The sequence below is a fragment of the Stutzerimonas degradans genome (genome assembly GCF_024448505.1).
In the GTDB taxonomy this organism is placed as follows: Bacteria; Pseudomonadota; Gammaproteobacteria; order Pseudomonadales; family Pseudomonadaceae; genus Stutzerimonas; species Stutzerimonas degradans.
Map to the genome: position 1 here is coordinate 1 of NZ_JAMOHV010000003.1, position 25428 is coordinate 25428.

The following is a 25428-nucleotide window of genomic DNA, read 5'->3' on the forward strand; positions in this document are numbered from 1 at the left end:
CCGGCGTGGTTGCCAAGATCGTCGAGTAATATGTGACGATGATGAAAAAGGCCTCTTCGGGGGCCTTTTTCTATTATTGATCATTTATTGACACCCTATGGACGCATCCGTACAATTGCGCCTCCTTTTACCGGGGGTATTGCGCCTGGTAGGGTGGCTACTTGGAGTCTGAGGTCAAAATGCAAAACCAACAAATCCGTATTCGGTTGAAGGCTTTTGACCATCGCCTGATCGATCAATCAACCCAGGAAATCGTGGAAACCGCGAAACGTACTGGTGCTCAGGTGCGTGGTCCGATTCCGCTGCCAACCCGCAAAGAGCGGTTCACTGTGCTGGTTTCTCCGCACGTCAACAAAGACGCGCGCGATCAGTATGAAATTCGAACCCACAAGCGCGTGCTGGACATTGTTCAGCCGACCGACAAGACCGTCGATGCGCTGATGAAGCTCGATCTTGCGGCTGGTGTGGAAGTGCAGATCAGCCTCGGCTAAAACCTGAGAGTTTTAGTCGTGTAACGCTCTGAAATGGGCGGCCATAGCGGGTGAAAGCCCCGTACACTCAAGAGGTTTCAAAATGACTATTGGTGTAGTCGGTCGTAAATGCGGCATGACCCGCGTTTTCACCGAGGATGGTGTCTCTATTCCGGTTACGGTCATCGAGATCGAGCCGAATCGCGTCACTCAGTTCAAGAATGAAGAGAGCGATGGCTATCGTGCAGTGCAGGTCACTGTCGGTGAGCGTCGCGCGTCCCGCGTCACCAAGGCTCAGGCCGGTCACTTCGCGAAGGCGAGCGTGGCGGCTGGGCGCACTGTTCTGGAATTCCGTCTCGAAGACGGCGAGTACCAGGCGGGTGACGAGATCAAGGCGGAAATTTTCCAGGCAGGTCAACTGGTGGATGTCACCGGTCAGTCCAAGGGTAAAGGCTTTGCCGGTACCATCAAACGCTGGAACTTCCGTGGTCAGGACAATACCCACGGTAACTCCGTATCCCACCGCGTTCCGGGCTCTATTGGTCAGTGCCAGACTCCAGGTCGTGTATTCAAGGGCAAGAAGATGTCCGGGCACATGGGCGCCGAGCGCGTAACCGTGCAGTCCCTGGAAATCGTGCGTGTCGACGCCGAGCGTAATCTGCTGTTGGTCAAGGGTGCAGTGCCCGGTGCCGCCGGCGGTGACGTGGTTGTGCGTCCGGCTGCCAAGGCTCGCGGTTAAGGGGGAGTTCACATGCAATTGAATGTAAATGGCGCACAGGCCATCGAAGTCTCCGATCGCACCTTTGGTGGTGAGTTCAACGAGACGCTGGTGCACCAGGCTGTCGTCGCCTACATGGCTGGCGGTCGTCAGGGTAGCAAGCAGCAGAAGACCCGCTCCGATGTGTCCGGTGGTGGCAAGCGTCCGTGGCGCCAGAAGGGCACCGGTCGCGCGCGCGCCGGTACCACTCGTGGTCCGATCTGGCGTGGCGGTGGTGTGACCTTCGCTGCTCGTCCGCAAAACCACGATCAGAAGCTGAACAAGAAGATGTACCGCGCGGCTCTGCGCTCCATTCTTGCTGAGCTCGTTCGTTCCGACCGTCTGGTCGTTGTCGAGGATTTCGCTGTCGACGCGCCGAAGACCAAAGTGCTTGCCAGCAAGCTCAATGGCATGGGTCTGAATGATGTGCTGATCGTTTCCGAAGCTGTCGATCAGAACCTGTACCTGGCTGCGCGCAACCTGCCGCACGTCGATGTGCGCGATGTTCAGGGTTCGGATCCGGTCAGCCTGATCGCCTATGACAAGGTGCTGATCACCGTGTCGGCCGTGAAGAAATTCGAGGAGCTGCTGGGATGAACCAGGAACGCGTATTCAAAGTCCTGCTTGGTCCGCACGTCTCCGAGAAGGCAACCGTGCTGGCTGACAGCAAGAGCCAATTCGTTTTCAAGGTTGCTACCGATGCAACCAAGCTGGAAATCAAGAAGGCCGTCGAAAGCCTGTTCAACGTGAAGGTCGCTACCGTCAATACCCTGAATGTGCAGGGCAAGACCAAGCGTACCGCTCGCGGTCTGGGCAAGCGCAACGACTGGAAGAAGGCGTACATCGCGCTTCAGCCGGGCCAGGATCTCGATTTCTCCGGCAGTGCTGAGTAAGGAAGGGGTGCATCATGGCAATCGTTAAATGCAAACCGACTTCCGCGGGCCGCCGCTTTGTGGTCAAGGTGGTGGGTCAGGAGCTCCACAAAGGCGCTCCCTATGCTCCGCTGCTCGAGAAGAAGTCGAAGTCCGGTGGCCGTAACAACAACGGCCGCATCACCACTCGCCACATAGGCGGTGGTCACAAGCAGCATTACCGTCTGGTCGATTTTCGTCGCAACAAGGATGGCATTCCTGCCATCGTCGAGCGCGTCGAATACGATCCGAACCGTACTGCGCATATCGCGCTGCTGAAGTACGCAGACGGCGAGCGTCGCTACATCATTGCGCCGAAGGGCGTGAGTGCTGGTGATCAGCTGCTGTCGGGTGTGAATGCGCCGATCAAGGCTGGTAACAGCCTGCCGCTGCGCAACATTCCGCTGGGTTCCACCGTTCACGGTGTTGAGCTGAAGCCGGGCAAGGGTGCCCAGATTGCACGTTCGGCTGGTGCTTCGGCTCAGCTGGTGGCGCGCGAGGGTGCTTATGTGACCCTGCGTCTTCGCTCCGGCGAGATGCGCAAAGTGCTGGCCGAGTGCCGTGCCACCCTGGGCGAGGTCTCGAACTCCGAGCACAGCCTGCGTTCGCTGGGCAAAGCTGGAGCCAAGCGCTGGAAGGGCATCCGTCCGACCGTGCGCGGCGTTGCTATGAACCCGGTCGATCACCCGCACGGTGGTGGTGAGGGTCGTACCTCCGGTGGTCGTCATCCGGTGTCGCCGTGGGGCTTCCCGACCAAGGGCGCGAAGACCCGCTCTAACAAGCGCACCGATAACATGATCGTCCGTCGTCGCAAGTAACTAGAGGGATACGACAGTGCCGCGTTCTCTGAAAAAAGGTCCTTTTATCGATCTTCACCTACTGAAGAAGGTCGAGGCGGCGGTGGAAAAGAACGATCGCAAGCCGGTGAAAACCTGGTCGCGTCGTTCGATGATCCTGCCGCAAATGGTCGGTTTGACCATCGCTGTGCATAACGGTCGCCAGCATGTCCCGGTCCTCGTGAACGAAGACATGGTCGGCCACAAACTGGGCGAATTTGCCGGCACCCGTACCTATCGTGGTCACGTTGCCGACAAAAAAGGCAAGCGTTAAGGGGTTTGGAAATGGAAGTAGCCGCTAAGTTGTCGGGCGCTCGCATCTCCGCCCAGAAAGCTCGCCTGGTCGCCGACCAGATCCGCGGGAAGAAGGTGGGCGAAGCGCTCAACCTGCTGGCTTTCAGCAGCAAGAAAGCCGCCGAGATCATGAAGAAGGTGCTGGAGTCGGCCGTTGCCAACGCCGAGCACAACGAAGGCGCTGACGTAGATGACCTGAAGGTCTCTACCGTCTTCGTCAACGAGGGGCGTTCGCTTAAGCGCATCATGCCGCGTGCCAAGGGCCGCGCTGATCGCATCGTCAAGCGGTCTTGCCATATCACTGTCAAGGTTGCGGACAAGTAACGGAGTCGATCAGATGGGTCAGAAAGTACATCCCACTGGCATTCGCCTGGGAATCGTCAAGGAGCACACCTCCGTCTGGTACGCAGACGGCCGTACGTATGCAGACTATCTGCTTGCAGATCTGAACGTGCGCGAGTACCTCCAGGACAAACTAAAAAGCGCGTCCGTAAGCCGTATCGATATTCATCGTCCGGCACAAACCGCACGCATCACCATCCACACCGCTCGTCCCGGCATCGTGATCGGCAAGAAGGGTGAGGATGTTGAGAAGCTGCGTCAGGACCTGACCAAGCAAATGGGTGTGCCCGTGCACATCAATATCGAAGAGATCCGCAAGCCGGAGCTCGACGCAATGCTGGTTGCACAGAGCGTAGCTCAGCAGCTGGAGCGTCGCGTGATGTTCCGTCGCGCCATGAAGCGCGCTGTACAGAACGCCATGCGCATTGGTGCCAAGGGCATCAAGATCCAGGTCAGTGGTCGTCTGGGTGGGGCTGAAATCGCCCGTACCGAGTGGTATCGCGAAGGTCGTGTGCCGCTGCACACCCTGCGTGCCGATATCGATTACAACACTTACGAAGCGCACACCACCTACGGTGTGATCGGCGTCAAGGTATGGATCTTCAAGGGTGAGGTCATCGGTGGCCGCCATGAAGAGCTCAAGCCGCAAGCGCCCGCGCCTCGTAAAAAAGCTGCTAAGTAAGGGGTACGCCAAATGTTGCAACCCAAGCGTACAAAATTCCGCAAGCAGATGACCGGCCACAACCGTGGTCTGGCTCAGCGCGGTAGCAAGGTCAGCTTCGGCGAGTTCGCACTGAAGTCTGTTTCCCGTGGTCGTCTGACCGCGCGCCAGATCGAAGCAGCGCGCCGCGCGCTGACTCGTCACGTGAAGCGTGGCGGCAAGATCTGGATCCGCGTGTTCCCCGATAAGCCGGTTACCAAGAAACCCCTCGAAGTTCGTATGGGTAAAGGTAAGGGCAGCGTCGAGTACTGGGTAGCCCAGATTCAGCCGGGCAAGGTGCTCTACGAGATCGAGGGTGTTTCCGAAGAGCTGGCGCGTGAGGCTTTCGCCTTGGCTGCTGCAAAGCTGCCTCTCGCCACCTCCTTTGTTAAGCGGACGGTGATGTGATGAAAGCGAATGAACTTCGTGAAAAATCCGCTCAGCAGCTGAACGAGCAACTGCTCGAGCTGCTGCGCGACCAGTTCAATCTGCGCATGCAGAAGGCAACTGGCCAGTTGGGGCAGTCTCACCTGCTCTCGCAAGTCAAGCGCGATATCGCTCGCGTCAAGACTGTGCTCAACCAGCAGGCAGGTAAGTGATCATGGCTGAAGTTGAAAAGACTGTCCGCACGCTGACTGGCCGCGTCGTCAGCGACAAGATGGACAAAACCATCACCGTTCTGATCGAGCGTCGCGTCAAGCACCCGATCTACGGCAAATACGTTAAGCGTTCGACCAAGCTGCACGCTCACGACGAAACTAACCAGTGTCGTATCGGCGACAAGGTCACCATCCGCGAGACTCGTCCGCTGGCCAAGACCAAGACCTGGACATTGGTTGACGTCGTTGAACGCGCCGTCGAAGTCTAAGGGCTAAGGGTCGGAGAAATTATATGATTCAGACTCAATCGATGCTCGATGTGGCGGATAACAGTGGCGCGCGTCGCGTCATGTGTATCAAGGTGCTCGGCGGTTCTCACCGCCGTTACGCCGGCATCGGCGACATTATCAAGGTCACCGTCAAGGAAGCGATTCCGCGTGGCAAGGTCAAGAAAGGCCAGGTGATGACTGCTGTTGTAGTCCGCACCCGTCACGGCGTTCGTCGTCCCGACGGTTCCATTATCCGTTTCGATGGCAATGCTGCTGTTCTGCTGAACAACAAGCAGGAGCCGATCGGCACCCGCATCTTTGGGCCAGTGACCCGTGAACTCCGTTCCGAGAAGTTCATGAAGATCGTCTCGCTTGCCCCAGAAGTGCTGTAAGGAGTAGCCGCATGCAAAAGATTCGTCGCGACGACGAGATCGTCGTCATTGCCGGCAAAGACAAGGGCAAGCGCGGTAAGGTGCTCAAGGTTCTCGCTGACGGCCGTGTGCTCGTTGGTGGGGTCAACCTGGTCAAGCGTCATACCAAGCCAAACCCGATGTCCGGCGTTCAGGGCGGTATCGTCGAGAAAGAGGCGCCTCTGCACGTCTCCAACGTCGCCATCTTCAATGGTGAAACCAACAAGGCAGACCGCGTTGGCTTCAAGATCGAAGACGGCAAAAAAATTCGTGTCTTCAAGTCCACCCAAAAGCCGGTTGGCGCTTGAGAATCATAGGTAAAACACCATGGCACGACTGAAAGAGATTTACCGGAAAGAAATCGCGCCGAAGCTGAAGGAAGAGCTTCAGCTGGCGAACGTGATGGAAGTTCCGCGCATTACCAAAATCACCCTCAACATGGGTATTGGCGAAGCGATCGGTGACAAGAAGATCATCGACAACGCGGTTGCCGATCTGGAGAAGATCACCGGCCAGAAGGTCGTCGTGACTCACGCTCGCAAGTCCATTGCTGGTTTCAAGGTCCGTGAGGGCTGGCCGATCGGCGTCAAGGTGACTCTGCGTCGCGAGCGCATGTACGAATTCCTGGATCGTCTGCTTTCCATCTCCCTGCCGCGCGTGCGTGACTTCCGCGGCCTGAATGCCAAGTCCTTCGACGGCCGCGGCAACTACAGCATGGGCGTGAAGGAACAGATCATCTTCCCGGAAATCGATTACGACAAGATCGATGCTCTGCGTGGCCTGGACATCACCCTGACCACCACTGCCCGGACGGATGATGAAGGTCGCGCACTGCTGCGTGCCTTCAACTTCCCGTTCCGCAACTGATTGGAGTAGGACATGGCTAAACAAAGCATGAAGAACCGCGAGCTGAAGCGTCAGCAGACGGTTGCTAAGTATGCGCAGAAGCGTGCGGCGCTGAAGGCTATCATCGTCAGCCCGAACTCCACTCCGGAGCAGCGTTGGGAAGCCCAGGTCGCCCTGCAGAAGCAGCCGCGTGATGCTAGCGCCTCGCGCCTGCGCAACCGTTGCCGTCTGACCGGTCGTCCGCATGGCGTCTACCGTAAGTTTGGTTTGGCGCGCAACATGCTGCGTCAGGCTGCAATGCGCGGTGATGTGCCGGGTCTGGTCAAGGCCAGCTGGTAAAGAAGCACTCAGGACCTTCGGGTCCTGTTTGTTTTCTGATCAAGCCCCGATTGGGGCTTGATTCGTTTCTGGCAACTCTCTAGAATGCCCGGCTCGCCTGAGCCTCGCATTTTTTGTAGGGCTTCGGCCGTTGGCGACACGAGCCGTTGAAGGCTTATTTTTTTGTATTAGGAGCTAAGAGCCCATGAGTATGCAGGACCCGTTAGCGGACATGCTAACTCGTATCCGTAATGCCCAGATGGCCGAAAAGTCCGTCGTAAGCATGCCGTCTTCCACGCTGAAGGTGGCTGTAGCCAATGTTCTTCAGGGCGAAGGCTATATCGCGGGATACCAGGTCAGCAGCGACGCCAAGCCGCAGCTGTCCATCGAGCTGAAGTACTTCGAAGGCCGTCCGGTCATCGAGGAACTCAAGCGCGTAAGTCGTCCTGGCCTGCGCCAGTACAAGTCCGTCGATCAGTTGCCGAAAGTGCGCGGCGGTCTGGGTGTGTCGATCGTCTCCACCAACAAGGGTGTGATGACTGATCGTGCTGCTCGCGCTGCCGGTGTTGGCGGCGAAGTGCTTTGCACTGTGTTCTAAGGGGGGATAAGCATGTCTCGCGTTGCTAAGAACCCCGTCAAGCTGCCCGCTGGCGTCGAGGTAAAGATGGCCGGTCAGCAGCTTTCGGTGAAGGGCGCTAAGGGCGCTCTCGATCTGAATGTGCACCCGTCCGTGGAAGTAATCCAGGAGGCTGGTGAGTTGCGTTTTGCTGCACGCAATGGCGATCAGCAGAATCGCGCCATGGCCGGTACCACTCGTGCGCTGGTCAACAACATGGTTATCGGCGTCAGCCAAGGCTTCGAGCGCAAGCTCCAGCTGGTCGGCGTTGGTTACAAGGCGCAAGCCAAAGGCCAAGTGCTGTCCCTGGCTCTCGGCTTCTCGCACCCGGTGGAGTATGAGCTGCCGCAAGGCGTCACCGCTGAAACCCCCAGCCAGACCGACATCCTGATCAAGGGCGTTGACAAGCAGCTGGTCGGTCAGGTGGCCGCTGAAATCCGTGATTTCCGTCGTCCTGAGCCTTACAAAGGCAAGGGCGTGCGTTATTCGGATGAAGTGGTCCGTCGCAAAGAAGCTAAGAAGAAGTAGGGCATAGCAAATGAGCGTAAAGAAAGAAACTCGTCTGCGTCGCGCTCGCAAGGCACGCCTGAAGATGCGCGAGCTGGAGGTCGTACGCCTGTGTGTGTACCGCTCTTCCCAGCACATCTACGCCCAGGTCCTTTCGGCCGACGGCGGCAAGGTCTTGGCCAGCGCCTCGACTCTGGACAAAGAACTGCGCGATGGGGCCACCGGCAACGTCGACGCTGCCAAGAAAGTCGGTCAGCTGGTCGCTGAGCGCGCGAAAGCCGCAGGCGTCACTCAGGTGGCGTTCGACCGTTCTGGCTTCAAGTACCACGGTCGTGTGAAGGCACTGGCTGATGCTGCTCGTGAAGGCGGGCTGGAGTTCTAAGTTATGGCAAATAACGAGCAAAAGCGCGACGAAGGCTACATCGAGAAGCTGGTTCAAGTTAACCGCGTCGCAAAAACCGTAAAGGGCGGCCGCATCTTTACCTTCACCGCGCTGACTGTGGTGGGTGACGGCAAGGGTCGTGTAGGCTTCGGTCGTGGCAAGTCCCGTGAAGTGCCGGCAGCCATCCAGAAGGCCATGGAAGCGGCTCGCCGCAACATGATCCAGGTGGATCTGAACGGCACCACGCTGCAGTACCCGACTAAGGCCGCCCACGGCGCTTCCAAGGTTTACATGCAGCCTGCGTCCGAAGGTACCGGTGTGATCGCCGGTGGTGCCATGCGCGCCATCCTGGAAGTCGCTGGCGTGCAAAACGTTCTGGCTAAGTGCTACGGCTCGACCAACCCAGTGAACGTGGTGCATGCCACCTTCAAGGGGCTGAAGGCCATGCAGTCGCCGGAATCGGTTGCTGCCAAGCGGGGCAAGAGCGTCGAGGAGATTCTCTAACCATGGCTAACGCTACTGTCAAAGTCACGCTGGTAAAAAGCGTGAATGGCCGTCTGGCTAATCACAAGGCTTGCGTCAAGGGTCTCGGCCTTCGTCGTATCGGTCACACCGTCGAAGTTCAGGATACTCCTGAGAATCGCGGCATGATCAACAAGGCCTATTACCTTCTCCGTGTGGAGGGTTGATTCATGCAACTGAACGATCTGCGTTCCGCGCCGGGTGCCCGTCGCGAGAAGCTTCGCCCGGGCCGTGGTATCGGCAGCGGTCTCGGCAAGACCGGTGGTCGTGGCCACAAGGGTCAGACTTCCCGCTCCGGCGGTACGATTGCTCCGGGCTTCGAGGGTGGCCAGCAGCCGCTGCATCGTCGCCTGCCGAAGTTCGGCTTCGTTTCCCTGAAGGCCATGGACCGCGCTGAAGTGCGTACGTCCGAGCTGGCCAAGGTGGAAGGGGATGTCGTCTCCGTACAGAGCCTTAAGGATGCCAACATCATCAACCAGAACGTACAGCGGGTGAAAGTCATGCTGTCCGGTGAGGTTGGTCGCGCGGTCACTCTCAAGGGCATCGCAGCCACCAAGGGTGCGCGTGCGGCTATCGAAGCAGCTGGCGGCAAGTTCGAGGAATAAATGGCTAAGCAAGGTGCTCTCTCCGCGCTGAGTAATGGTGGGCTGTCCGAACTCTGGGCTCGTCTGCGCTTTCTGTTCATGGCGATCGTCGTCTACCGGATTGGCGCACACATCCCGGTGCCTGGGATCAATCCCGACCGGCTGGCCGAGCTGTTTCGTCAGAACGAGGGGACCATCCTTAGTCTGTTCAACATGTTTTCCGGCGGCGCGCTGGAGCGTATGAGCATCTTTGCGCTGGGGATCATGCCGTACATTTCGGCGTCGATCATCATGCAGCTCATGACCGCGGTCAGTCCGCAGCTGGAGCAGTTGAAGAAAGAGGGCGAGGCCGGGCGCCGCAAGATCAGCCAGTACACGCGTTACGGTACGCTGGTGTTGGCTGTCGTGCAGGCTGTCGGCATGTCGGTGGGGTTGGCTGGCCAGGGCGTTGCGTTCAGCAGCGACTTCGGCTTTTACTTCGTGGCCGTTACCACCTTCGTGGCAGGTGCGATGTTCATGATGTGGCTTGGCGAGCAGATCACCGAGCGGGGTATTGGTAATGGGATCTCCATGCTGATCTTCGCCGGTATCGTCGCCGGGCTACCTGGTGCTCTCGGTCAATCCTTTGAGTCGGCGCGTCAGGGTGACATCAATATCATCGCGTTGCTGGCTGTCGGCTTGCTGGCTGTTGCAATCATCGGTTTCGTGGTGTTCATCGAGCGTGGTCAGCGGCGTATTGCCGTTCATTACGCCAAGCGTCAGCAGGGCCGCAAGGTGTTTGCTGCGCAGACCAGTCACCTGCCGTTGAAGGTAAACATGGCGGGGGTCATCCCGGCTATCTTTGCCAGCAGCATTCTGCTGTTCCCCGCTTCGCTGGGGCAGTGGTTCGGCCAGTCCGAGAGCATGAGCTGGCTGGCGGATTTGTCCCAGGCTATCGCTCCCGGTCAACCTCTGAATATCCTGCTGTTCAGTGCCGGTATCATCTTTTTCTGCTTCTTCTACACGGCCTTGATGTTCAATCCCAAGGACGTTGCCGAGAATCTGAAGAAGTCCGGTGCGTTTATCCCGGGGATTCGGCCTGGTGAGCAGTCGGCGCGCTATATCGATGGTGTGCTGACTCGTCTGACCATGTTCGGCGCTCTGTACATGACGGCGGTCTGCTTGCTTCCGCAGTTTCTTGTGGTTGCGGCAAATGTTCCGTTCTACCTTGGTGGGACTTCGTTGCTGATCGTGGTGGTGGTTGTCATGGACTTCATGTCCCAGGTGCAGTCCCACCTCATGTCGCACCAGTACGATTCCCTGATGAAGAAAGCCAACCTGAAGAGCTACGGAAGCGGCATGCTTCGCTGAAGTGGTTCGTAAGGTTCGAGGAGTTGGTGATGAAAGTTCGTGCATCGGTGAAAAGGCTGTGCCGCAACTGCAAGATTATCCGTCGCGACGGTGTCGTGCGCGTGATCTGCAGCGCGGAGCCGCGTCACAAGCAGCGCCAAGGCTGATTGTGTAGAAGCGTGATAACCCGGCAGCTAGTGCGCTGCCGGGTTGAATATTTGTTTTTACAGCGTTAATATCTCGCGCCCTTTTCTTGGCTTCCGGGGCGTAGGTAGCTGTCAATTGGAGTTTCACTGAATGGCCCGTATTGCAGGCGTCAACATTCCGGATAACAAGCACACTGTTATCTCGCTGACCTACATCTACGGTGTTGGTCGCACCCGTGCACAGGAAATCTGTGCCGCTACCGGCGTGAATCCGGCAGCAAAGATCAAGGATCTCTCCGACGAGCAGGTCGAACTGCTGCGCGGCGAAGTCGGCAAGTTCATCGTTGAGGGCGACCTGCGTCGCGAAGTCAACATGAAAATCAAGCGCTTGATGGACCTGGGTTGCTACCGCGGCCTGCGTCATCGTCGTGGTCTGCCGGTTCGCGGTCAGCGTACCAAGACCAACGCGCGTACCCGTAAGGGCCCGCGTAAGCCGATCCGCAAGTAATCGCGTAGGAATTTAGTCATGGCAAAACCTGCTGCTCGTCCTCGTAAGAAAGTCAAAAAGACAGTGGTTGATGGCATCGCCCACATCCACGCGTCTTTTAACAACACCATCGTGACCATCACCGACCGCCAGGGCAACGCTTTGTCTTGGGCTACTTCGGGTGGTTCCGGTTTCCGCGGCTCACGCAAGAGCACTCCGTTCGCTGCCCAGATCGCTGCCGAGCGTGCTGGTCAGGCTGCCCTGGAGTACGGTCTGAAGAACCTCGACGTCAACGTCAAGGGCCCAGGTCCGGGTCGCGAGTCCGCCGTGCGTGCTTTGAACGCATGTGGCTATAAAATCGCCAGCATCACCGACGTGACGCCGATCCCGCACAACGGGTGCCGTCCGCCGAAGAAGCGCCGCGTGTAATCAGGAGACAGTGAAGAATGGCTCGTTATATTGGTCCCAAGTGCAAACTGTCTCGTCGTGAAGGCACCGATCTCTTCCTGAAGAGTGGTGCGCGCGCGCTCGAATCCAAGTGCAACATCGAAACTCCGCCTGGCGTTCATGGTCAGCGTCGTGGTCGTCTTTCCGACTACGGTACTCAGCTGCGCGAGAAGCAGAAGGTTCGTCGTATCTACGGTGTGCTGGAGCGTCAGTTCAGCGGTTACTACAAGGAAGCAGCCAGCCGTAAGGGCGCTACCGGCGAGAATCTGCTGCAGCTGCTCGAGTGCCGCCTGGACAACGTCGTGTATCGCATGGGCTTCGGCTCTACTCGTGCCGAATCGCGTCAACTGGTTTCGCACAAGTCGATCAGCGTCAATGGTCAGACCGTGAACATTCCGTCCTATCAAGTGAAGGCCGGTGATGTAGTTGCCGTTCGCGAGAAGTGCCGTAACCAGCTGCGTATCGCCCAAGCCCTCGAACTGTGCGCTCAGCGCGGTCGCGTTGAATGGGTCGAGGTAGATGCCGACAAGAAATCCGGTATTTTCAAGAGTGTTCCGGCTCGCAGCGATCTGTCCGCCGACATCAACGAAAACCTGATTGTCGAGCTCTACTCCAAGTAAGGGCTAGAAAATAGGTGTATCCATGCAGAGTTCGGTAAATGAGTTCCTGACCCCCCGCCACATCGATGTGCAGGTGGTCAGTCCGACCCGTGCCAAGATTACGCTCGAGCCGCTCGAGCGTGGTTTTGGCCACACCCTGGGCAACGCGCTGCGTCGTATCCTGTTGTCCTCTATGCCCGGCTGCGCTGTGGTCGAGGCAGAGATCGACGGTGTGCTCCACGAGTACAGCGCCATCGAGGGCGTGCAGGAAGATGTCATCGAAATCCTGCTCAACCTCAAAGGTATCGCCATCAAGCTGCACGGCCGTGATGAAGTGACCTTGAGCCTGGTGAAGAAGGGCGCGGGCGCTGTGACCGCTGCCGATATCCAGCTGGATCACGATGTCGAAATCGTCAATGGCGATCACCTGATCGCCAATCTGGCGGCCAACGGCTCGATCAACATGAAGCTCAAGGTCGCTCGCGGCCGTGGTTACGAGCCGGCTGATGCGCGTCAGAGCGATGAAGACGAAAGCCGTAGCATCGGTCGTCTGCAGCTCGACGCCACCTTCAGCCCGGTACGTCGCGTGGCTTATGTGGTCGAGAACGCGCGCGTCGAGCAGCGCACCAACCTGGACAAGCTGGTCATTGACCTGGAAACCAACGGTACGCTGGATCCCGAAGAGGCGATCCGTCGTGCAGCGACCATCCTGCAGCAGCAGCTGGCTGCGTTCGTCGACCTGAAGGGCGACAGCGAGCCAGTGGTTGTCGAGCAGGAAGACGAGATCGATCCGATCCTGTTGCGTCCGGTTGATGACCTGGAACTGACTGTACGTTCGGCCAACTGCCTGAAGGCGGAGAACATCTACTACATCGGTGACCTGATTCAGCGCACCGAAGTAGAGCTGTTGAAAACGCCGAATCTGGGCAAGAAGTCCCTGACCGAGATCAAGGACGTTCTGGCTTCGCGTGGTTTGTCCCTCGGTATGCGCCTGGACAACTGGCCGCCGGCAAGTCTCAAGAAGGACGATAAGGCCACTGCCTGATCGTCCCCAGTAACCGAACTGAACGTTTGGTAAGGAATTTCAATCATGCGTCATCGTAAAAGTGGCCGTCACCTGAGCCGCACCAGCGCCCACCGCAAGGCCATGTTCCAGAACATGGCGGTGTCGCTGTTCGAGCACGAACTGATCAAGACCACCCTGCCGAAAGCCAAGGAACTGCGTCGCGTTGCTGAGCCGCTGATCACCCTGGCCAAGGAAGACAGCGTCGCCAACCGTCGCCTTGCTTTCGACCGCACTCGTTCGAAGGCTGCCGTAGGCAAGCTGTTCAACGATCTGGGCAAGCGCTACGCCACCCGTCAGGGCGGCTATCTGCGTATTCTCAAGTGCGGTTTCCGCGCTGGCGACAACGCCCCGATGGCTTACGTCGAACTGGTTGACCGTCCGGTTGCCGGTGAGGTTGAAGCCGCCGAGTAACGCTTCGGCGTTTCAGAAAACCGAGTCCTTGGACTCGGTTTTTTTATGCCTGAAAGATTTGCGCTATCGAGCGCGTTGACCTTCATCATTAGTCGAGGTTTCGCTGGCTCCCTATGATGGATTTCAACCAGCCGGTGCCATACCGCCTCTGGACGTTTGAAATCCGCCAAGGAGATGCAGCCATGACCGATAAACCCAAATTGACGACCGTTGCCGGTGCCCCGGTGTGGGATAACCAGAATTCGCTTACCGCCGGGCGCCGTGGGCCAATGCTCCTGCAGGACGTCTGGTTCCTGGAGAAGCTCGCTCACTTCGATCGCGAAGTGATTCCCGAGCGGCGAATGCACGCCAAGGGCTCGGGTGCCTTCGGCGAGTTCGTGGTCACGCATGACATCACCCGCTACACCAAGGCAGCCCTCTTCTCGGAGATCGGCAAACGCACGCCGCTGTTCGCCCGGTTCTCCACCGTGGCCGGCGAGCGGGGCGCCGCTGATGCCGAGCGGGACATCCGTGGTTACGCGCTGAAGTTCTACACGGAGCAGGGCAACTGGGACATGGTCGGCAACAACACCCCGGTGTTTTTCTTCCGTGATCCGCTGAAATTCCCCGACCTCAACCATGCGGTCAAGCGTGACCCGCGGACCAATATGCGCAGTGCGAACAATAACTGGGACTTCTGGACGGGTCTGCCCGAGGCGCTGCATCAGATCACCTACGTCATGGGTGACCGCGGTATTCCGGCGTCCTACCGGCACATGCACGGCTTCGGTTCGCACACCTACAGTTTCATCAGCGCCGACAATCAGCGCTACTGGGTAAAGTTCCACTTCAAGACCCAGCAGGGTATCAAGAATCTGACCGACGCCGAGGCTGCTGCGATCGTCGCCAAAGATCGCGAAAGCTCGCAGCGTGATTTGTTCGAAGCGATCGAGCGAGGCGAATACCCACGCTGGACCATGTACGTGCAGATCATGCCGGAAGCCGAGGCGGCGTCTTATCGGTTCCATCCGTTCGACCTGACTAAGGTCTGGTCGAAGAAGGACTATCCGTTGATCGAGGTGGGCTACTACGAGCTCAACCGCAATCCGGACAACTATTTCCAGGACGTCGAGCAGGCAGCATTCACGCCGGCCAACGTGGTGCCCGGCATCGGTTTCTCGCCGGATCGCATGCTGCAGGGCCGCCTGTTCTCCTACGGTGATGCGCAGCGTTACCGACTGGGCGTCAACCATCACCAGATCCCGGTCAATGCGCCGCGCTGCGCGGTGCATAGCTATCATCGCGATGGCGCGATGCGAGTGGATGGCAACCACGGTGGCCGGCTGCATTACGAGCCCAACACCTATGGCGAATGGCAGCAGCAACCGGACTTCAGCGAGCCGCCACTTATGCTCGACGGTGCTGCCGATCGCTACGACTACCGGGCGGACGACGCCGATTACTTTACGCAGCCGGGCGATCTGTTCCGGCTGATGAAGGCCGACGAGCAGCAGCGCCTGTTCGAGAACACCGCTCGGGCGATGCAGGGCGTGGAGCGGCACATCAAGCTGCGCCACATCAAGCATTGCTACCTGGCCGATCCGGCTTATGGTGCGGGTATCGCCAAGGCGGTCGACCTGCCGCTGGCGGAGGCGCTGGCCTGAGACGATGGTGAACAAAAAAAGCCCGCAGCGTGCTGCGGGCTTTTTTATGCGCGGAGCGGCGTTATCGGGTGCGTGCCCGATCGCGCTCCAGCAGCGGTTTGAGGAAGTGTCCGGTATGCGACTGCGCCGTCGCCGCGACATCCTCCGGTGTGCCGCTGGCGATGATCTGTCCGCCCTTGGAGCCGCCTTCGGGGCCGAGGTCGACCAGCCAGTCCGCAGTCTTGATCACGTCCAGGTTGTGCTCGATGACGACCACGGTATTGCCATGATCGCGCAGACGGTGCAGCACATCGAGCAGCTGCTGGATGTCGGCGAAATGCAGGCCGGTGGTCGGCTCGTCGAGAATATAGAGGGTCTTACCGGTATCGCGCTTGGACAGCTCGCGTGACAGCTTGACCCGCTGCGCCTCGCCGCCGGACAACGTGGTCGCGCTCTGGCCGAGCTTGATGTACGACAGACCGACATCGATCAGCGTCTGCAGCTTGCGCGCCACCGCTGGCACCGGATCGAAGAATTCCCGCGCCTCCTCGATGGTCATGTCGAGCACCTCGGTGATGCTCTTGCCCTTGTACTTCACTTCCAGAGTTTCGCGGTTGTAGCGCTTGCCCTTGCAGACGTCGCAGGGCACGTAGATGTCCGGCAGGAAGTGCATCTCCACCTTGATCACGCCGTCGCCCTGGCAGGCCTCGCAGCGCCCGCCCTTGACGTTGAACGAGAAACGCCCCGGACCGTAACCGCGCGAGCGGGCTTCCGGCACGCCGGCGAACAGCTCGCGGATCGGTGTGAACAATCCGGTGTAGGTCGCTGGGTTGGAGCGCGGTGTGCGGCCGATCGGGCTCTGGTCGATATCCACGACCTTGTCCAGATGCTGCAGGCCGTCGAAGCTGTCGTGGGGCGCCACTTCCAGCGTGGTGGCACCGTTGAGGGCGGTAGCGGTGATCGGGAACAGCGTGTTGTTGATCAGCGTCGACTTGCCCGAGCCGGATACCCCGGTGATGCAGGTCAGCAGACCGACCGGGATCTCCAGATCGACGTTGCGCAGATTGTTGCCGCGTGCGCCTTTGAGTTTGAGCAGCTTCTGCGGATCGCGCGGGGTGCGTTGCGCCGGGTACTCGATCTGTACGCGACCGGAAAGGTACTTGCCGGTCAGCGAATCGGGATGCGCCATGACCTCGTCCGGCGTGCCTTCGGCGACGATGCGCCCGCCATGCACGCCGGCGCCAGGGCCGATGTCCACCACATAGTCGGCGAGGCGGATGGCATCCTCGTCGTGCTCCACCACAATCACCGTGTTGCCGATATCGCGCAGGTGGCGGAGGGTGCCGAGCAGGCGTTCATTGTCGCGCTGGTGCAGGCCGATCGACGGTTCGTCGAGGATATACATCACCCCGACCAGGCCCGCGCCGATCTGGCTGGCCAGGCGGATACGCTGCGCCTCGCCGCCGGAAAGAGTGTCGGCGCTGCGGTCCAGGGTCAGGTAGTCGAGGCCGACGTTGACCAGGAACTGCAGGCGTTCGCGAATCTCCTTGAGGATCTTGTCGGCGATCTCGCCGCGCCGGCCGGGCAACGACAGGATACCGAAGTAGTCGGCGGCGTCGCCGATCGGCAGCCCGGTGACGGCCGGCAGGGTCTTGTCGCCGACCCACACATGGCGAGCCTCGCGCCGCAGGCGGGTGCCAAGGCACTCGGGGCAGTGCTGGGTGCTCAGGTACTTGGCCAGCTCCTCACGCACGGAGTTGGATTCGGTCTCGCGGTAGCGCCGCTCGAGGTTGGGGATGATGCCCTCGAATGGGTGCGAGCGCGTGACGATGTCGCCGCGGTCGTTGAGGTAGCGGAACTCCACGTTCTGCCTGCCGCTGCCGTACAGGATCACCTTCTGCTGGTCGGCCGGCAGGGCGGCGAAGGGCTCGTCGAGGCTGAAACCGTAGTGGGCGGCCAGCGAACCGAGCATCTGGAAGTAGTAGACGTTGCGGCGGTCCCAGCCGCGGATGGCGCCTTCGGCCAGGGTTAGCTCGCCGTTGACCAGCCGCTTGGCATCGAAGAACTGTTTAACACCCAGGCCGTCGCAGGTCGGGCAGGCGCCGGCCGGATTGTTGAAGGAGAACAGCTTGGGCTCGAGTTCGCTGATCGAGTGACCGCAGATCGGGCAGGCGAAGCGCGCGGAAAAGATCAGATCCTCGGCGCCGTCTTCTTCCATCGAGGCGATCAGCGCGATGCCGTCGGCCAGCTTCAGGGCCGTCTCGAAGGATTCGGCGAGGCGCTGTTGCAGATCGGCGCGTACCTTGAAGCGGTCGACTACCACCTCGATGGTGTGCTTCTTCTGCTTGTCCAGCTTCGGCAACTCATCCAGTTCGTACAGCCGCCCGTTGACCCGAGCGCGCACGAAGCCCTGAGCGCGCAGTTCGTCGAACACTGCCAGGTGCTCGCCCTTGCGCTCGCGGATCACCGGAGCCAGCAGCATCAGCTTGCGCCCTTCGGGCTGTGCCAGCACCTGATCGACCATCTGGCTGACGGTCTGCGCCTCCAGCGGGGTGTCATGATCGGGACACCGCGGCGTACCGACCCGTGCATACAGCAGGCGCAGGTAGTCGTAGATTTCGGTGATGGTGCCGACAGTCGAGCGTGGGTTGTGCGACGTGGACTTCTGCTCGATGGAGATCGCCGGCGACAGGCCTTCGATAGTGTCGACGTCGGGCTTCTCCATCATCGACAGGAACTGCCGGGCATAGGCCGAGAGCGACTCGACGTAGCGGCGCTGGCCTTCGGCATAAAGCGTATCGAAGGCCAATGAGGATTTGCCGGAGCCGGACAGGCCGGTGATCACGATCAGCTTGTCGCGCGGCAATGTGAGGTCGATGTTCTTCAGGTTGTGGGTGCGGGCCCCACGAATCAGAATCTTGTCCAAAGCAGCCTCGCGTGGCGGGCGGAAACACGGAAGTATAAGGCCGGCCGGATTGCGGCAACAGCGCGCGCCCGTGCCCGGCAAGAAGATGGCTGCTAGAATCGCCGCCCGGTTCATTCAAGCGAGACCCTTCATGCAGGATCCCTACAGCGAGCGCATGAGCGCCAGCGAAACCCGTGCTGCAACCGGACTGTCCCTGGTTTTCGCGTTTCGTATGCTCGGCATGTTCATGGTGCTGCCGGTGCTCGCGACCTACGGCATGGACCTGGAAGGCGCGACCCCGGCGCTGATCGGGCTGGCCATCGGTGCCTATGGTTTGACCCAGGCGGTGCTGCAAATTCCCTTCGGCATGCTGTCCGATCGCTTCGGCCGATTGCCGGTGATCTATGTCGGGCTGGTGCTGTTTGCAGCCGGCGCGGCACTGGCGGCGACCGCCGACTCCATCGGCGGCGTGATTGCCGGACGCATATTGCAGGGCGCCGGGGCGATCTCCGCCGCGGTGATGGCGCTGCTGTCGGACCTGACCCGCGAGCAGCACCGCACCAAGGCCATGGCGATGATCGGCATGAGCATCGGCTTGTCGTTCGCCGTGGCGATGGTGGTCGGCCCGCTGCTGACGCGGGCCTTCGGGCTTTCCGGGTTGTTCTGGGTCACCGCCGGCATGGCATTGCTCGGTGCGCTGATCATCGCCACCCTGCCGCGTGCGCAGGGGCATCTGCGGCACCGCGAATCCGGTGTGGCTCGCCAGGCGCTCGGCCTGACGCTGCGTCATGCCGAACTGCTGCGCCTGGACTTCGGCATTCTGGTCCTGCACGCGATCCTCATGGCCAGCTTCGTTGCCTTGCCGTTGGCGCTGGTGGAGCAGGGCGCGCTGCCCAAGGACGAGCACTGGTGGGTCTACCTCACCGCGTTGCTGGTCGGCTTCGTCGGCATGATTCCGTTCATCATCTATGGCGAAAAGAAGCGTCAGATGCGCCGCGTATTGCTCGGCGCGGTGAGCGCGTTGCTGGCCTGCGAGTTGTACTTCTGGCTGTTCGGCAGCGGGCTGTGGCTGCTGGTGATCGGCATGGTGGCGTTCTTCACCGCGTTCAACCTGCTGGAAGCGTCGCTGCCATCGCTGATCAGCAAGGTCGCACCGGCGGGTGGTAAGGGCACCGCGATGGGGGTGTACTCGACCAGTCAGTTCCTCGGTGCCGGCGTCGGCGGGATCGTTGGTGGCTGGCTGTATCAGCACGGCGGCCTGGCGATGGTGTTCATCGGCTGTGCCGTGCTCTGTGCGCTGTGGTTGTGGGTAGCCTTCGGCATGCGCGAGCCGCCTTATGTCACTAGCCTGCGTCTGCCGCTGTCGGCTCGCGCGCTGGCCGATAGCGAACTGGCCGCCCGTCTGCTCGGCGTACCGGGCGTGACCGATGCGCTGATCGTCGCCGACGAGGCTGCCGCGTACGTCAAGGTGGATACGCAGCTTCTGGATCGGGCGGCGCTCGACCGGCTGCTCGCATAGCCAGCCGACAGCCTGTGCGGTAGCCGTGCTTTTTACCGGCGCAGCGGCTCGAGCCGCTCGCGCCGGTTGGCCCCCTAGGGGCGGTAAGGTAAGATTCGCGGTCATTGGCCTGCTCCTCGCGGCAGGAGCGTTTACAGCGCGCCCATCAAATCAACGTTCCAGAAAGGAGTTACCCATGGCCAGAGGGGTGAATAAAGTCATCTTGATCGGCAATGTCGGCGGTGATCCGGAAACCCGCTACCTGCCCAACGGCAATGCGGTAACCAACATTACCCTGGCCACCACCGACAGCTGGAAGGACAAGCAGACCGGTCAGCTGCAGGAGCGTACCGAGTGGCATCGCGTCGTGCTGTTCGGCAAGGTCGCCGAGATTGCCGGCGAGTACCTGCGTAAGGGCTCGCAATGCTACATCGAGGGCCGCCTGCAGACCCGCGAGTGGGAAAAGGATGGCGTCAAGCGCTACACCACCGAGGTTGTGGTCGACATGAACGGCAGCATGCAGCTGCTTGGCGGTCGTGGCGGTAGCTCCGACGACGCGCCGCGTCAGCCGCGCCCGCAGCGTGAGCCGCAGCAGCAGGCGCCACGCGCCCAGGCTCAGCCGCAGCAACGTCCGGCGGCGCAACAGCCGGCACCGGACTACGACAGCTTCGACGACGATATCCCGTTCTAGAGGCTACTGAATGCGAATGCGCCTGATGCTGTTGGGCGGCGGCAATGCCCTGGGTCAGGCGCTCATCCGCCTGGGTGCCGAGGAAGACATCGGCTTCTTCGCACCCTGTCCACCCGCCCAGGGCTGGGACGCTGCCAGCCTCACCCAGTTGCTCGACGACAACCGCCCGGATGTTGTCATCAACCTGGCCTATTACTTCGACTGGTTCCAGAGCAGTCTGGTCGACGAGCAGGTGCTGATCCGTCAGGGCCGCGCCGTGGAGCGACTGGCCGAACTCTGCCAGCACCATGATTTCATCCTTCTGCAGCCTTCGAGCTATCGCGTATTCGATGGTGCGCGAACCACTGCCTACAGCGAAAAGGACGAACTGGCGCCGCTCGATTCGCGCAGCCGGGCGCTCAGCGAGTTCGAGCAAAGCGTGCGAGCGCTGTGCCCGCGCCACGTGCTGCTGCGGTTTGGCTGGTTGCTCGACGAGAGCGCCGACGGGATCCTCGGGCGTTTTCTGCGTCGGCTGGAGGAGGGCGTATCGATAGAGCTCGCCGACGATCGGCGCGGCAATCCCACGCCGGTGGATGACGCGGCGCGGGTGATGCTGGCGGTCATCAAGCAGCTCGACTGCCAGGCGCCGCTGTGGGGCGTCTATCACTACGGTGGCCACGAGGCCTCGACGCCATTGCTGGTCGGTCAGGCGATTCTCGCCGAGGCGGGAAGACACCGGTCGCTCGAAGGTGAAATCCTGGTGCCAACCGCACATGCCGACTGTTCCGATGCCGAGGACGAGCCTCAGCACGGCGTGCTGGCCTGCAAGAAGATATTCAATACCTTCGGAATCAAGCCGCGCGCGTGGCGTGCCGGCTTGGCGCCGCTGCTGGAGCGCTATTACCGTCATGGCTGAACGTCCTGTCCTGATTACCGGCGGGGCCGGTTTCATCGGTTCCAATCTGGTCGATGCCTTGCTCGCGCGCGGTTATGCGGTGCGGGTGCTGGATAATCTGTCGACTGGAAAGCGCAGCAATCTGCCGGATGACTCCCGGTTGGAGCTGATCGTCGGCGACGTGGCAGATGCCGCCTGCGTTCGCCAGGCGCTGCAGGGGTGTCGGGCGGTGGTGCATCTCGCTGCGGTAGCGTCGGTCCAGGCGTCGGTAGACGATCCGCTGGGCACGCACCAGAGCAACCTGATCGGCACGCTGAATGTCTGCGAAGCGATGCGCGCCGAGGGCGTACGCAGGGTGCTGTTCGCGTCCAGCGCAGCGGTATATGGCAACAACGGCGAGGGCGAAGCCATTGACGAGGACACGCCGAAGGCACCGCTGACGCCCTATGCCGCGGACAAGCTGGCCAGTGAGCACTATCTGGACTTCTACCGCCGCCAGCATGGCCTGGAACCGGTGGTTTTCCGCTTCTTCAATATCTTCGGGCCGCGCCAGGATCCGTCTTCGCCGTACTCCGGGGTCATCAGCATTTTTACCGAGCGTGCGCAGAAGGGCTTGCCGATTGTTGTATTCGGCGATGGCGAGCAGACCCGCGATTTCGTCTATGTCGGCGATCTGGTCGAGGTGCTGGTGCAGGCGCTGGAGTCACCCGAGGCAGTGGAAGGCGCGGTGAACGTCGGGCTGAGCCGTGCGACCTCGCTGAACCAATTGCTCGAAGCGATCGGTGAAGTGCTGGGCGGGTTGCCCGCGGTCACCTACCAGGCGTCGCGTCCGGGGGATATTCGCCACTCCCGGGCGAACAATACCCGGCTGCTGCAGCGCTATCGCCTGCCGGAGCCGCCAACGGGGATGCGCGAAGGGCTAGCCCGGTTGCTGGGACTGTAAGTTCAGGAAACGAAAAAGGCGCCGTTCGGCGCCTTTTTCTTGTCTACGATCCGGCGGATGCCGGTTTCCTCAGAACTTGTAGCCGAGGCCGACCATGTAGACGAAGGGGTCTACGTCTACGTCGACTTTTACCTTGCCCAGCGTTGCATGGTTAGACGTCGCTTCGGTATCGATATCGATATAGCGAACCTGAGCGTTAAGCATGACGTTTTCGGTCAGCATGTAGTCCATGCCTACCTGGGCAGCCAAGCCCCAAGAGTCCTTCAGATCCAAGCCATTAAATTGGTTTGCTTCGGCGCTGCTGCTCAGCTTGTCATCGAAGAACCAAGTGTAGTTAACGCCGGCGCCTACATAGGGCTGGAACGCCGAAGTCTTGTTAAGCGGGTAGTAGATGACGCTCAAAGTCGGCGGCAGATGCTTAATGCTGCCGAACTTGCCGTCAAGCGCTCCGAGTCCCTTTACGCCAACGTCATGGCTAAAGGGAGTCGCGGCCAGCAGTTCGATACCGACCTTATCGGTAAGCATGTAAGCGAAGTTCAGGCCGAGCTGAGTATCGCTGTCAAGCGTGGCTTTCCCGCCCAGCGGGCCGGTTACAGCGGTGGAAATAGCGCTGCTATCTTCGTGCGGATCAACCGTAATCGCACCAGCGCGAACGATGATGTCCCCGGCCTCGAAGGCCTGGGCGAAGGGGGCGGCCAGCGCCAGGGCCAGCGCGGAAGCGGTGAACAGGGTCTTGCGCATAGTGGTTGCTCCATCTTGTGTTAGCTGCGATGGGGCCATGGTATTGAGTAGCTTGCTGTCGAATTTGACTCAGCTCAATGAAACGCACGCCCCGGCCTGCGACGTATTGCCCGGGTTGCGCTGCGTCAATGGGAAGATGATAATGTTTCTCTTTTGAGTTAGTCCTCCTGCAAGGATCCCCCATGTCTTCGTTCATCCCCCGCCTGCTGGCGGTTGCCGTGTTGCCGTGCTGTCTGGGCTCGGCGCCGCTGATGGCTGCCTCCCTGGATGCCGCGCTGACCGAGAGCGAGCGGCTGTCAGCCGAGGCTGCGGCTTCGCAGCAACGCATCGAGCAGCTTGATGACGCCACCCGGCAGATGCTCAACGAGTACCGCAGCGCGCTGCAGCAGACCCAGGCACTGAAGGCCTACAACAAGCAGTTGGTCGAGCTCACCGCTGCGCAGCGCAAGGAACTGGAGGGATTCCAGCGCCAGCTGGACGGCATCGAGCGCACCCAGGAAGCGGTGACGCCGCAGATGGGGCGGATGGTCGAAGTGCTGGGCGAGTTCATCGCTGCCGACCTGCCGTTCCTGCCGGAAGAGCGCGCCGATCGTCTGGCCGGGCTGCAGGATCTGTTGCCTCGTGCCGATGTGAGTCTGGCGGAGAAGTACCGGCGCATTCTCGAGGCCTATCAGATCGAGAGCGATTACGGGCGCACGCTGGAAGCCTGGCGCGGCGAGCTGCCGGTCGAGGGCGGCGCGCGCAGCGTCGAGTTCCTGCGTCTGGGGCGGGTCATGCTCTATTACCAGACGCTGGATGCCCACGAGAGCGGCTGGTGGAATCCACAGACGCGCAGTTGGCAAGTGCTCGACGGCGACGCGCGCCGCCCGATCACCCAGGCCATCGCCGTGGCCCGGCAACAGCAGGCACCGGCCTATCTGGAACTGCCCGTCAAGACCCTGGCCGAGGAGGCCGCGCAATGAGCCGTCTGTCGTACCTTCTTGCCCTCGTGCTGCTGCCCGTGCTGTCGCATGCCGCCGAGCCGCTGAATCCCGATCAATTGCTGCAACGCATCCGCAGCGAGCGGGCGGCCGAAGTCAGCGCCATGCAGGCGCGCGAGCAGGCGTTCGTCAGCGATCGCAGCGAGCAGGCGCAGCTGCTGGCGCGCGCCAAGGCCGAGCTTGACCGCGAGAAGGCCGAGGCCGAGCGACTGAAGGCCGAGTTTGATCGTCAGGAAGCCGCGCTGGCCGAGCAGGAGAAATTGCTGGCGCAGCGCGTCGGCCACCTCGGCGAGCTGTTCGGCGTGGTGCGCCAGAGTGCAGGCGACATCGCCGCACAGTGGCAGGACAGCCTGCTCAACGTGCAGTACCCGGAGCGTCTGCAGCGCCTGCACAGCCTGGCCGAGAGCCGTGCGTTGCCATCCGCCGACGATCTCGACGGCTTCTGGATGGCGCTGCTGGAAGATCTCGCCGCCAGCGGTCGGGTCGAGCAACTGACGCTGCCGGTTGTCGCCGCTGATGGTCAGCGCAGCGAGCAGCCGGTGTTGCGCGTCGGCAGCTTCTCCGCGTACGGCCAGAATGCCTTCCTGCGCTACGACGCCGACTCGGGCCAGCTGCTGGCGCCGGCGCGGCAACCGTCCGGCATGGGACTGGTGAACGACTATCTGGACAGTGATGCGGCGCTGGCCGCGTTGCCGGTCGATCCGAGCCGCGGCACGCTGCTGGCGCAGCTGCAGCTCGAGCCGGACTTCTGGACACGTCTGCAGCAGGGCGGCCTGGTGGGCTGGGTGATCGTCGCCCTGGGGCTGTTCGGTCTGTGCCTGGCGGCCTGGCGGATGGTCTATCTCGCCGGCGTTAGTCGCAAGGTGAGCGGCCAGATGCGTGATCTGAACAATCCGCGTGCCGACAATCCGCTGGGTCGCATCATCGGCGTGCTTGGCCCCAAGCCGCAGCTCGCCGATCTGGAAACCCTCGAACTCAAGCTCGACGAAGCCATCCTGCAGGAAACCCCGCCGCTGGAGCGTGGCCAGCCGCTGCTCAAGCTGCTGACCGCCGTGGCACCGCTGCTCGGCCTGCTGGGCACGGTGACCGGGATGATCGTCACCTTCCAGGCCATCACTCAGACTGGCGGCGGCGACTCGCGGCTGATGGCCGACGGCATCTCGCAGGCGCTGGTGACCACTGTGCAGGGCCTGGTGGTGGCGATTCCGCTGCTGTTCCTGCATGCACTGCTGGCCAGCCGCAGCAAGGCGCTGATCCAGATTCTGGAGCAACAGAGCGCCGGGCTGATCGCCCTGCACCTGTCCGGAGCGCCGCGTCGTGACTGAC

37 protein-coding genes are annotated in these 25428 nt (G+C 60.8%); 35 read left to right on the plus strand and 2 right to left on the minus strand.

The annotated features are described in order from the left end of the window. The first annotated feature begins 179 nt into the window (after positions 1-179). The 29 genes from rpsJ (at position 180) to NAV27_RS05155 (ending at position 15491) form a co-directional block, all read left to right on the plus strand. Positions 180-491, plus strand: a complete 312-nt coding sequence (gene rpsJ, locus NAV27_RS05015; RefSeq protein ID WP_003186070.1) for a 30S ribosomal protein S10 — start codon at positions 180-182, stop codon at positions 489-491. 82 nt (positions 492-573) lie between these two features. Further along, entirely contained in the window at positions 574-1209 is a 636-nt protein-coding gene (rplC, locus tag NAV27_RS05020; RefSeq protein ID WP_102827727.1) for a 50S ribosomal protein L3, read from the plus strand. A gap of 12 nt (positions 1210-1221) precedes the next feature. Then, positions 1222-1824, plus strand: a complete 603-nt coding sequence (rplD, locus tag NAV27_RS05025; protein ID WP_003289213.1) for a 50S ribosomal protein L4 — start codon at positions 1222-1224, stop codon at positions 1822-1824. After that, complete coding sequence (rplW, locus tag NAV27_RS05030; protein WP_003289212.1) at positions 1821-2120, plus strand: 50S ribosomal protein L23; 300 nt, start codon at positions 1821-1823, stop codon at positions 2118-2120. Before rplD ends, rplW begins: the two co-directional genes overlap by 4 nt. Positions 2121-2134: 14 nt before the next feature. Continuing rightward, positions 2135-2956: a 50S ribosomal protein L2 gene (gene rplB, locus NAV27_RS05035; protein WP_003289211.1), complete on the plus strand. Its 822-nt coding sequence runs from the start codon at positions 2135-2137 to the stop codon at positions 2954-2956. A gap of 16 nt (positions 2957-2972) precedes the next feature. After that, a complete protein-coding gene (gene rpsS / locus NAV27_RS05040) occupies positions 2973-3248 on the plus strand; it encodes a 30S ribosomal protein S19 (RefSeq protein WP_003243896.1) in 276 nt (91 codons plus the stop codon). 11 nt (positions 3249-3259) lie between these two features. Then, entirely contained in the window at positions 3260-3592 is a 333-nt protein-coding gene (gene rplV, locus NAV27_RS05045) for a 50S ribosomal protein L22 (RefSeq protein ID WP_003103908.1), read from the plus strand. A 13-nt stretch (positions 3593-3605) separates the two neighbouring features. After that, positions 3606-4292, plus strand: a complete 687-nt coding sequence (gene rpsC, locus NAV27_RS05050; RefSeq protein ID WP_003289210.1) for a 30S ribosomal protein S3 — start codon at positions 3606-3608, stop codon at positions 4290-4292. A 12-nt stretch (positions 4293-4304) separates the two neighbouring features. Beyond that, on the plus strand, positions 4305-4718 hold the full coding sequence (gene rplP / locus NAV27_RS05055; RefSeq protein ID WP_003281836.1) for a 50S ribosomal protein L16: 414 nt from the start codon (positions 4305-4307) through the stop codon (positions 4716-4718). Next, on the plus strand, positions 4718-4909 hold the full coding sequence (gene rpmC / locus NAV27_RS05060) for a 50S ribosomal protein L29 (protein WP_003289209.1): 192 nt from the start codon (positions 4718-4720) through the stop codon (positions 4907-4909). Before rplP ends, rpmC begins: the two co-directional genes overlap by 1 nt. Positions 4910-4911: 2 nt before the next feature. Continuing rightward, a complete protein-coding gene (gene rpsQ / locus NAV27_RS05065) occupies positions 4912-5178 on the plus strand; it encodes a 30S ribosomal protein S17 (protein ID WP_008570602.1) in 267 nt (88 codons plus the stop codon). Positions 5179-5201: 23 nt separating this feature from the next. After that, a complete protein-coding gene (gene rplN / locus NAV27_RS05070) occupies positions 5202-5570 on the plus strand; it encodes a 50S ribosomal protein L14 (protein ID WP_003289207.1) in 369 nt (122 codons plus the stop codon). Positions 5571-5581: 11 nt separating this feature from the next. Continuing rightward, the gene (rplX, locus tag NAV27_RS05075; RefSeq protein WP_003289206.1) at positions 5582-5896 is read left to right on the plus strand and encodes a 50S ribosomal protein L24; all 315 of its coding nucleotides are present in this window, start codon (positions 5582-5584) and stop codon (positions 5894-5896) included. A 19-nt stretch (positions 5897-5915) separates the two neighbouring features. Then, the gene (gene rplE, locus NAV27_RS05080) at positions 5916-6455 is read left to right on the plus strand and encodes a 50S ribosomal protein L5 (RefSeq protein ID WP_003289205.1); all 540 of its coding nucleotides are present in this window, start codon (positions 5916-5918) and stop codon (positions 6453-6455) included. A 12-nt stretch (positions 6456-6467) separates the two neighbouring features. Continuing rightward, a complete protein-coding gene (gene rpsN, locus NAV27_RS05085; RefSeq protein ID WP_043298100.1) occupies positions 6468-6773 on the plus strand; it encodes a 30S ribosomal protein S14 in 306 nt (101 codons plus the stop codon). 184 nt (positions 6774-6957) lie between these two features. Next, entirely contained in the window at positions 6958-7350 is a 393-nt protein-coding gene (rpsH, locus tag NAV27_RS05090; RefSeq protein ID WP_003289202.1) for a 30S ribosomal protein S8, read from the plus strand. 12 nt (positions 7351-7362) lie between these two features. After that, positions 7363-7896 carry a 50S ribosomal protein L6 gene (gene rplF, locus NAV27_RS05095; RefSeq protein ID WP_003289201.1) on the plus strand — a complete coding sequence of 178 codons (534 nt, stop codon included), beginning with the start codon at positions 7363-7365 and terminating at the stop codon, positions 7894-7896. A 10-nt stretch (positions 7897-7906) separates the two neighbouring features. Then, a complete protein-coding gene (rplR, locus tag NAV27_RS05100) occupies positions 7907-8257 on the plus strand; it encodes a 50S ribosomal protein L18 (RefSeq protein WP_003289198.1) in 351 nt (116 codons plus the stop codon). Positions 8258-8260: 3 nt separating this feature from the next. Further along, positions 8261-8761: a 30S ribosomal protein S5 gene (gene rpsE, locus NAV27_RS05105; RefSeq protein ID WP_003289196.1), complete on the plus strand. Its 501-nt coding sequence runs from the start codon at positions 8261-8263 to the stop codon at positions 8759-8761. 2 nt (positions 8762-8763) lie between these two features. Then, positions 8764-8946 carry a 50S ribosomal protein L30 gene (rpmD, locus tag NAV27_RS05110; protein WP_003289195.1) on the plus strand — a complete coding sequence of 61 codons (183 nt, stop codon included), beginning with the start codon at positions 8764-8766 and terminating at the stop codon, positions 8944-8946. A gap of 3 nt (positions 8947-8949) precedes the next feature. Further along, positions 8950-9384 carry a 50S ribosomal protein L15 gene (gene rplO, locus NAV27_RS05115; protein WP_008570598.1) on the plus strand — a complete coding sequence of 145 codons (435 nt, stop codon included), beginning with the start codon at positions 8950-8952 and terminating at the stop codon, positions 9382-9384. Beyond that, complete coding sequence (gene secY, locus NAV27_RS05120) at positions 9385-10713, plus strand: preprotein translocase subunit SecY (RefSeq protein ID WP_077682532.1); 1329 nt, start codon at positions 9385-9387, stop codon at positions 10711-10713. Positions 10714-10742: 29 nt separating this feature from the next. Then, positions 10743-10859 carry a 50S ribosomal protein L36 gene (gene rpmJ / locus NAV27_RS05125; RefSeq protein WP_008570596.1) on the plus strand — a complete coding sequence of 39 codons (117 nt, stop codon included), beginning with the start codon at positions 10743-10745 and terminating at the stop codon, positions 10857-10859. 130 nt (positions 10860-10989) lie between these two features. Further along, entirely contained in the window at positions 10990-11346 is a 357-nt protein-coding gene (gene rpsM / locus NAV27_RS05130) for a 30S ribosomal protein S13 (RefSeq protein ID WP_003289190.1), read from the plus strand. Between the two features lie 18 nt (positions 11347-11364). Continuing rightward, a complete protein-coding gene (rpsK, locus tag NAV27_RS05135) occupies positions 11365-11754 on the plus strand; it encodes a 30S ribosomal protein S11 (RefSeq protein ID WP_003281811.1) in 390 nt (129 codons plus the stop codon). 17 nt (positions 11755-11771) lie between these two features. Next, the gene (gene rpsD / locus NAV27_RS05140) at positions 11772-12392 is read left to right on the plus strand and encodes a 30S ribosomal protein S4 (protein ID WP_003289188.1); all 621 of its coding nucleotides are present in this window, start codon (positions 11772-11774) and stop codon (positions 12390-12392) included. A gap of 22 nt (positions 12393-12414) precedes the next feature. Beyond that, a complete protein-coding gene (locus NAV27_RS05145; RefSeq protein WP_003289187.1) occupies positions 12415-13416 on the plus strand; it encodes a DNA-directed RNA polymerase subunit alpha in 1002 nt (333 codons plus the stop codon). Between the two features lie 45 nt (positions 13417-13461). Next, positions 13462-13848, plus strand: a complete 387-nt coding sequence (gene rplQ, locus NAV27_RS05150) for a 50S ribosomal protein L17 (RefSeq protein WP_003289185.1) — start codon at positions 13462-13464, stop codon at positions 13846-13848. Positions 13849-14030: 182 nt separating this feature from the next. After that, on the plus strand, positions 14031-15491 hold the full coding sequence (locus NAV27_RS05155) for a catalase (protein WP_102827726.1): 1461 nt from the start codon (positions 14031-14033) through the stop codon (positions 15489-15491). A gap of 61 nt (positions 15492-15552) precedes the next feature. On the opposite strand, the gene uvrA is transcribed toward NAV27_RS05155, so the two are convergent. Next, the gene (gene uvrA, locus NAV27_RS05160; protein WP_102827725.1) at positions 15553-18396 is read right to left on the minus strand and encodes an excinuclease ABC subunit UvrA; all 2844 of its coding nucleotides are present in this window, start codon (positions 18394-18396) and stop codon (positions 15553-15555) included. A gap of 130 nt (positions 18397-18526) precedes the next feature. On the opposite strand from uvrA, the gene NAV27_RS05165 reads away from it, so the two are divergent. The 4 genes from NAV27_RS05165 (at position 18527) to NAV27_RS05180 (ending at position 22381) form a co-directional block, all read left to right on the plus strand. Next, positions 18527-19894 (plus strand): MFS transporter, encoded by a 1368-nt coding sequence (locus NAV27_RS05165; RefSeq protein WP_102827724.1) that lies wholly within the window; start codon positions 18527-18529, stop codon positions 19892-19894. A gap of 175 nt (positions 19895-20069) precedes the next feature. Beyond that, complete coding sequence (locus NAV27_RS05170) at positions 20070-20564, plus strand: single-stranded DNA-binding protein (protein WP_008570591.1); 495 nt, start codon at positions 20070-20072, stop codon at positions 20562-20564. Between the two features lie 10 nt (positions 20565-20574). Beyond that, positions 20575-21459, plus strand: coding sequence for a sugar nucleotide-binding protein (locus tag NAV27_RS05175; RefSeq protein WP_008570590.1), 885 nt, complete (start codon positions 20575-20577; stop codon positions 21457-21459). Beyond that, complete coding sequence (locus NAV27_RS05180; protein ID WP_102827723.1) at positions 21452-22381, plus strand: NAD-dependent epimerase/dehydratase family protein; 930 nt, start codon at positions 21452-21454, stop codon at positions 22379-22381. The genes NAV27_RS05175 and NAV27_RS05180 overlap by 8 nt, the downstream gene beginning before the upstream one ends. A gap of 69 nt (positions 22382-22450) precedes the next feature. Here the strand turns inward: NAV27_RS05180 and NAV27_RS05185 are convergent, their stop codons facing one another. Beyond that, complete coding sequence (locus NAV27_RS05185) at positions 22451-23122, minus strand: OmpW/AlkL family protein (RefSeq protein WP_102827722.1); 672 nt, start codon at positions 23120-23122, stop codon at positions 22451-22453. A 182-nt stretch (positions 23123-23304) separates the two neighbouring features. On the opposite strand from NAV27_RS05185, the gene NAV27_RS05190 reads away from it, so the two are divergent. Further along, positions 23305-24084: a DUF3450 domain-containing protein gene (locus NAV27_RS05190; RefSeq protein ID WP_102827721.1), complete on the plus strand. Its 780-nt coding sequence runs from the start codon at positions 23305-23307 to the stop codon at positions 24082-24084. Then, complete coding sequence (locus NAV27_RS05195) at positions 24081-25427, plus strand: MotA/TolQ/ExbB proton channel family protein (RefSeq protein ID WP_102827720.1); 1347 nt, start codon at positions 24081-24083, stop codon at positions 25425-25427. The genes NAV27_RS05190 and NAV27_RS05195 overlap by 4 nt, the downstream gene beginning before the upstream one ends. Position 25428: the final 1 nt, after the last annotated feature.

Excerpts from the sequence above, each read along its gene's own strand:
- rpsJ (WP_003186070.1), top strand. The coding sequence starts at position 180 with ATGCAAAACCAACAAATCCGTATTCGGTTGAAGGCTTTTGACCATCGC.
- rplC (WP_102827727.1), top strand. The coding sequence starts at position 574 with ATGACTATTGGTGTAGTCGGTCGTAAATGCGGCATGACCCGCGTTTTC.
- rplD (WP_003289213.1), top strand. The coding sequence starts at position 1,222 with ATGCAATTGAATGTAAATGGCGCACAGGCCATCGAAGTCTCCGATCGC.
- rplW (WP_003289212.1), top strand. The coding sequence starts at position 1,821 with ATGAACCAGGAACGCGTATTCAAAGTCCTGCTTGGTCCGCACGTCTCC.
- rplB (WP_003289211.1), top strand. The coding sequence starts at position 2,135 with ATGGCAATCGTTAAATGCAAACCGACTTCCGCGGGCCGCCGCTTTGTG.
- rplV (WP_003103908.1), top strand. The coding sequence starts at position 3,260 with ATGGAAGTAGCCGCTAAGTTGTCGGGCGCTCGCATCTCCGCCCAGAAA.
- rpsC (WP_003289210.1), top strand. The coding sequence starts at position 3,606 with ATGGGTCAGAAAGTACATCCCACTGGCATTCGCCTGGGAATCGTCAAG.
- rplP (WP_003281836.1), top strand. The coding sequence starts at position 4,305 with ATGTTGCAACCCAAGCGTACAAAATTCCGCAAGCAGATGACCGGCCAC.
- rpmC (WP_003289209.1), top strand. The coding sequence starts at position 4,718 with ATGAAAGCGAATGAACTTCGTGAAAAATCCGCTCAGCAGCTGAACGAG.
- rpsQ (WP_008570602.1), top strand. The coding sequence starts at position 4,912 with ATGGCTGAAGTTGAAAAGACTGTCCGCACGCTGACTGGCCGCGTCGTC.
- rplN (WP_003289207.1), top strand. The coding sequence starts at position 5,202 with ATGATTCAGACTCAATCGATGCTCGATGTGGCGGATAACAGTGGCGCG.
- rplX (WP_003289206.1), top strand. The coding sequence starts at position 5,582 with ATGCAAAAGATTCGTCGCGACGACGAGATCGTCGTCATTGCCGGCAAA.
- rplE (WP_003289205.1), top strand. The coding sequence starts at position 5,916 with ATGGCACGACTGAAAGAGATTTACCGGAAAGAAATCGCGCCGAAGCTG.
- rpsN (WP_043298100.1), top strand. The coding sequence starts at position 6,468 with ATGGCTAAACAAAGCATGAAGAACCGCGAGCTGAAGCGTCAGCAGACG.
- rpsH (WP_003289202.1), top strand. The coding sequence starts at position 6,958 with ATGAGTATGCAGGACCCGTTAGCGGACATGCTAACTCGTATCCGTAAT.
- rplF (WP_003289201.1), top strand. The coding sequence starts at position 7,363 with ATGTCTCGCGTTGCTAAGAACCCCGTCAAGCTGCCCGCTGGCGTCGAG.
- rplR (WP_003289198.1), top strand. The coding sequence starts at position 7,907 with ATGAGCGTAAAGAAAGAAACTCGTCTGCGTCGCGCTCGCAAGGCACGC.
- rpsE (WP_003289196.1), top strand. The coding sequence starts at position 8,261 with ATGGCAAATAACGAGCAAAAGCGCGACGAAGGCTACATCGAGAAGCTG.
- rpmD (WP_003289195.1), top strand. The coding sequence starts at position 8,764 with ATGGCTAACGCTACTGTCAAAGTCACGCTGGTAAAAAGCGTGAATGGC.
- rplO (WP_008570598.1), top strand. The coding sequence starts at position 8,950 with ATGCAACTGAACGATCTGCGTTCCGCGCCGGGTGCCCGTCGCGAGAAG.
- secY (WP_077682532.1), top strand. The coding sequence starts at position 9,385 with ATGGCTAAGCAAGGTGCTCTCTCCGCGCTGAGTAATGGTGGGCTGTCC.
- rpmJ (WP_008570596.1), top strand. The coding sequence starts at position 10,743 with ATGAAAGTTCGTGCATCGGTGAAAAGGCTGTGCCGCAACTGCAAGATT.
- rpsM (WP_003289190.1), top strand. The coding sequence starts at position 10,990 with ATGGCCCGTATTGCAGGCGTCAACATTCCGGATAACAAGCACACTGTT.
- rpsK (WP_003281811.1), top strand. The coding sequence starts at position 11,365 with ATGGCAAAACCTGCTGCTCGTCCTCGTAAGAAAGTCAAAAAGACAGTG.
- rpsD (WP_003289188.1), top strand. The coding sequence starts at position 11,772 with ATGGCTCGTTATATTGGTCCCAAGTGCAAACTGTCTCGTCGTGAAGGC.
- NAV27_RS05145 (WP_003289187.1), top strand. The coding sequence starts at position 12,415 with ATGCAGAGTTCGGTAAATGAGTTCCTGACCCCCCGCCACATCGATGTG.
- rplQ (WP_003289185.1), top strand. The coding sequence starts at position 13,462 with ATGCGTCATCGTAAAAGTGGCCGTCACCTGAGCCGCACCAGCGCCCAC.
- NAV27_RS05155 (WP_102827726.1), top strand. The coding sequence starts at position 14,031 with ATGACCGATAAACCCAAATTGACGACCGTTGCCGGTGCCCCGGTGTGG.
- NAV27_RS05165 (WP_102827724.1), top strand. The coding sequence starts at position 18,527 with ATGCAGGATCCCTACAGCGAGCGCATGAGCGCCAGCGAAACCCGTGCT.
- NAV27_RS05170 (WP_008570591.1), top strand. The coding sequence starts at position 20,070 with ATGGCCAGAGGGGTGAATAAAGTCATCTTGATCGGCAATGTCGGCGGT.
- NAV27_RS05175 (WP_008570590.1), top strand. The coding sequence starts at position 20,575 with ATGCGAATGCGCCTGATGCTGTTGGGCGGCGGCAATGCCCTGGGTCAG.
- NAV27_RS05180 (WP_102827723.1), top strand. The coding sequence starts at position 21,452 with ATGGCTGAACGTCCTGTCCTGATTACCGGCGGGGCCGGTTTCATCGGT.
- NAV27_RS05185 (WP_102827722.1), bottom strand. The coding sequence starts at position 23,122 with ATGCGCAAGACCCTGTTCACCGCTTCCGCGCTGGCCCTGGCGCTGGCC.
- NAV27_RS05190 (WP_102827721.1), top strand. The coding sequence starts at position 23,305 with ATGTCTTCGTTCATCCCCCGCCTGCTGGCGGTTGCCGTGTTGCCGTGC.
- NAV27_RS05195 (WP_102827720.1), top strand. The coding sequence starts at position 24,081 with ATGAGCCGTCTGTCGTACCTTCTTGCCCTCGTGCTGCTGCCCGTGCTG.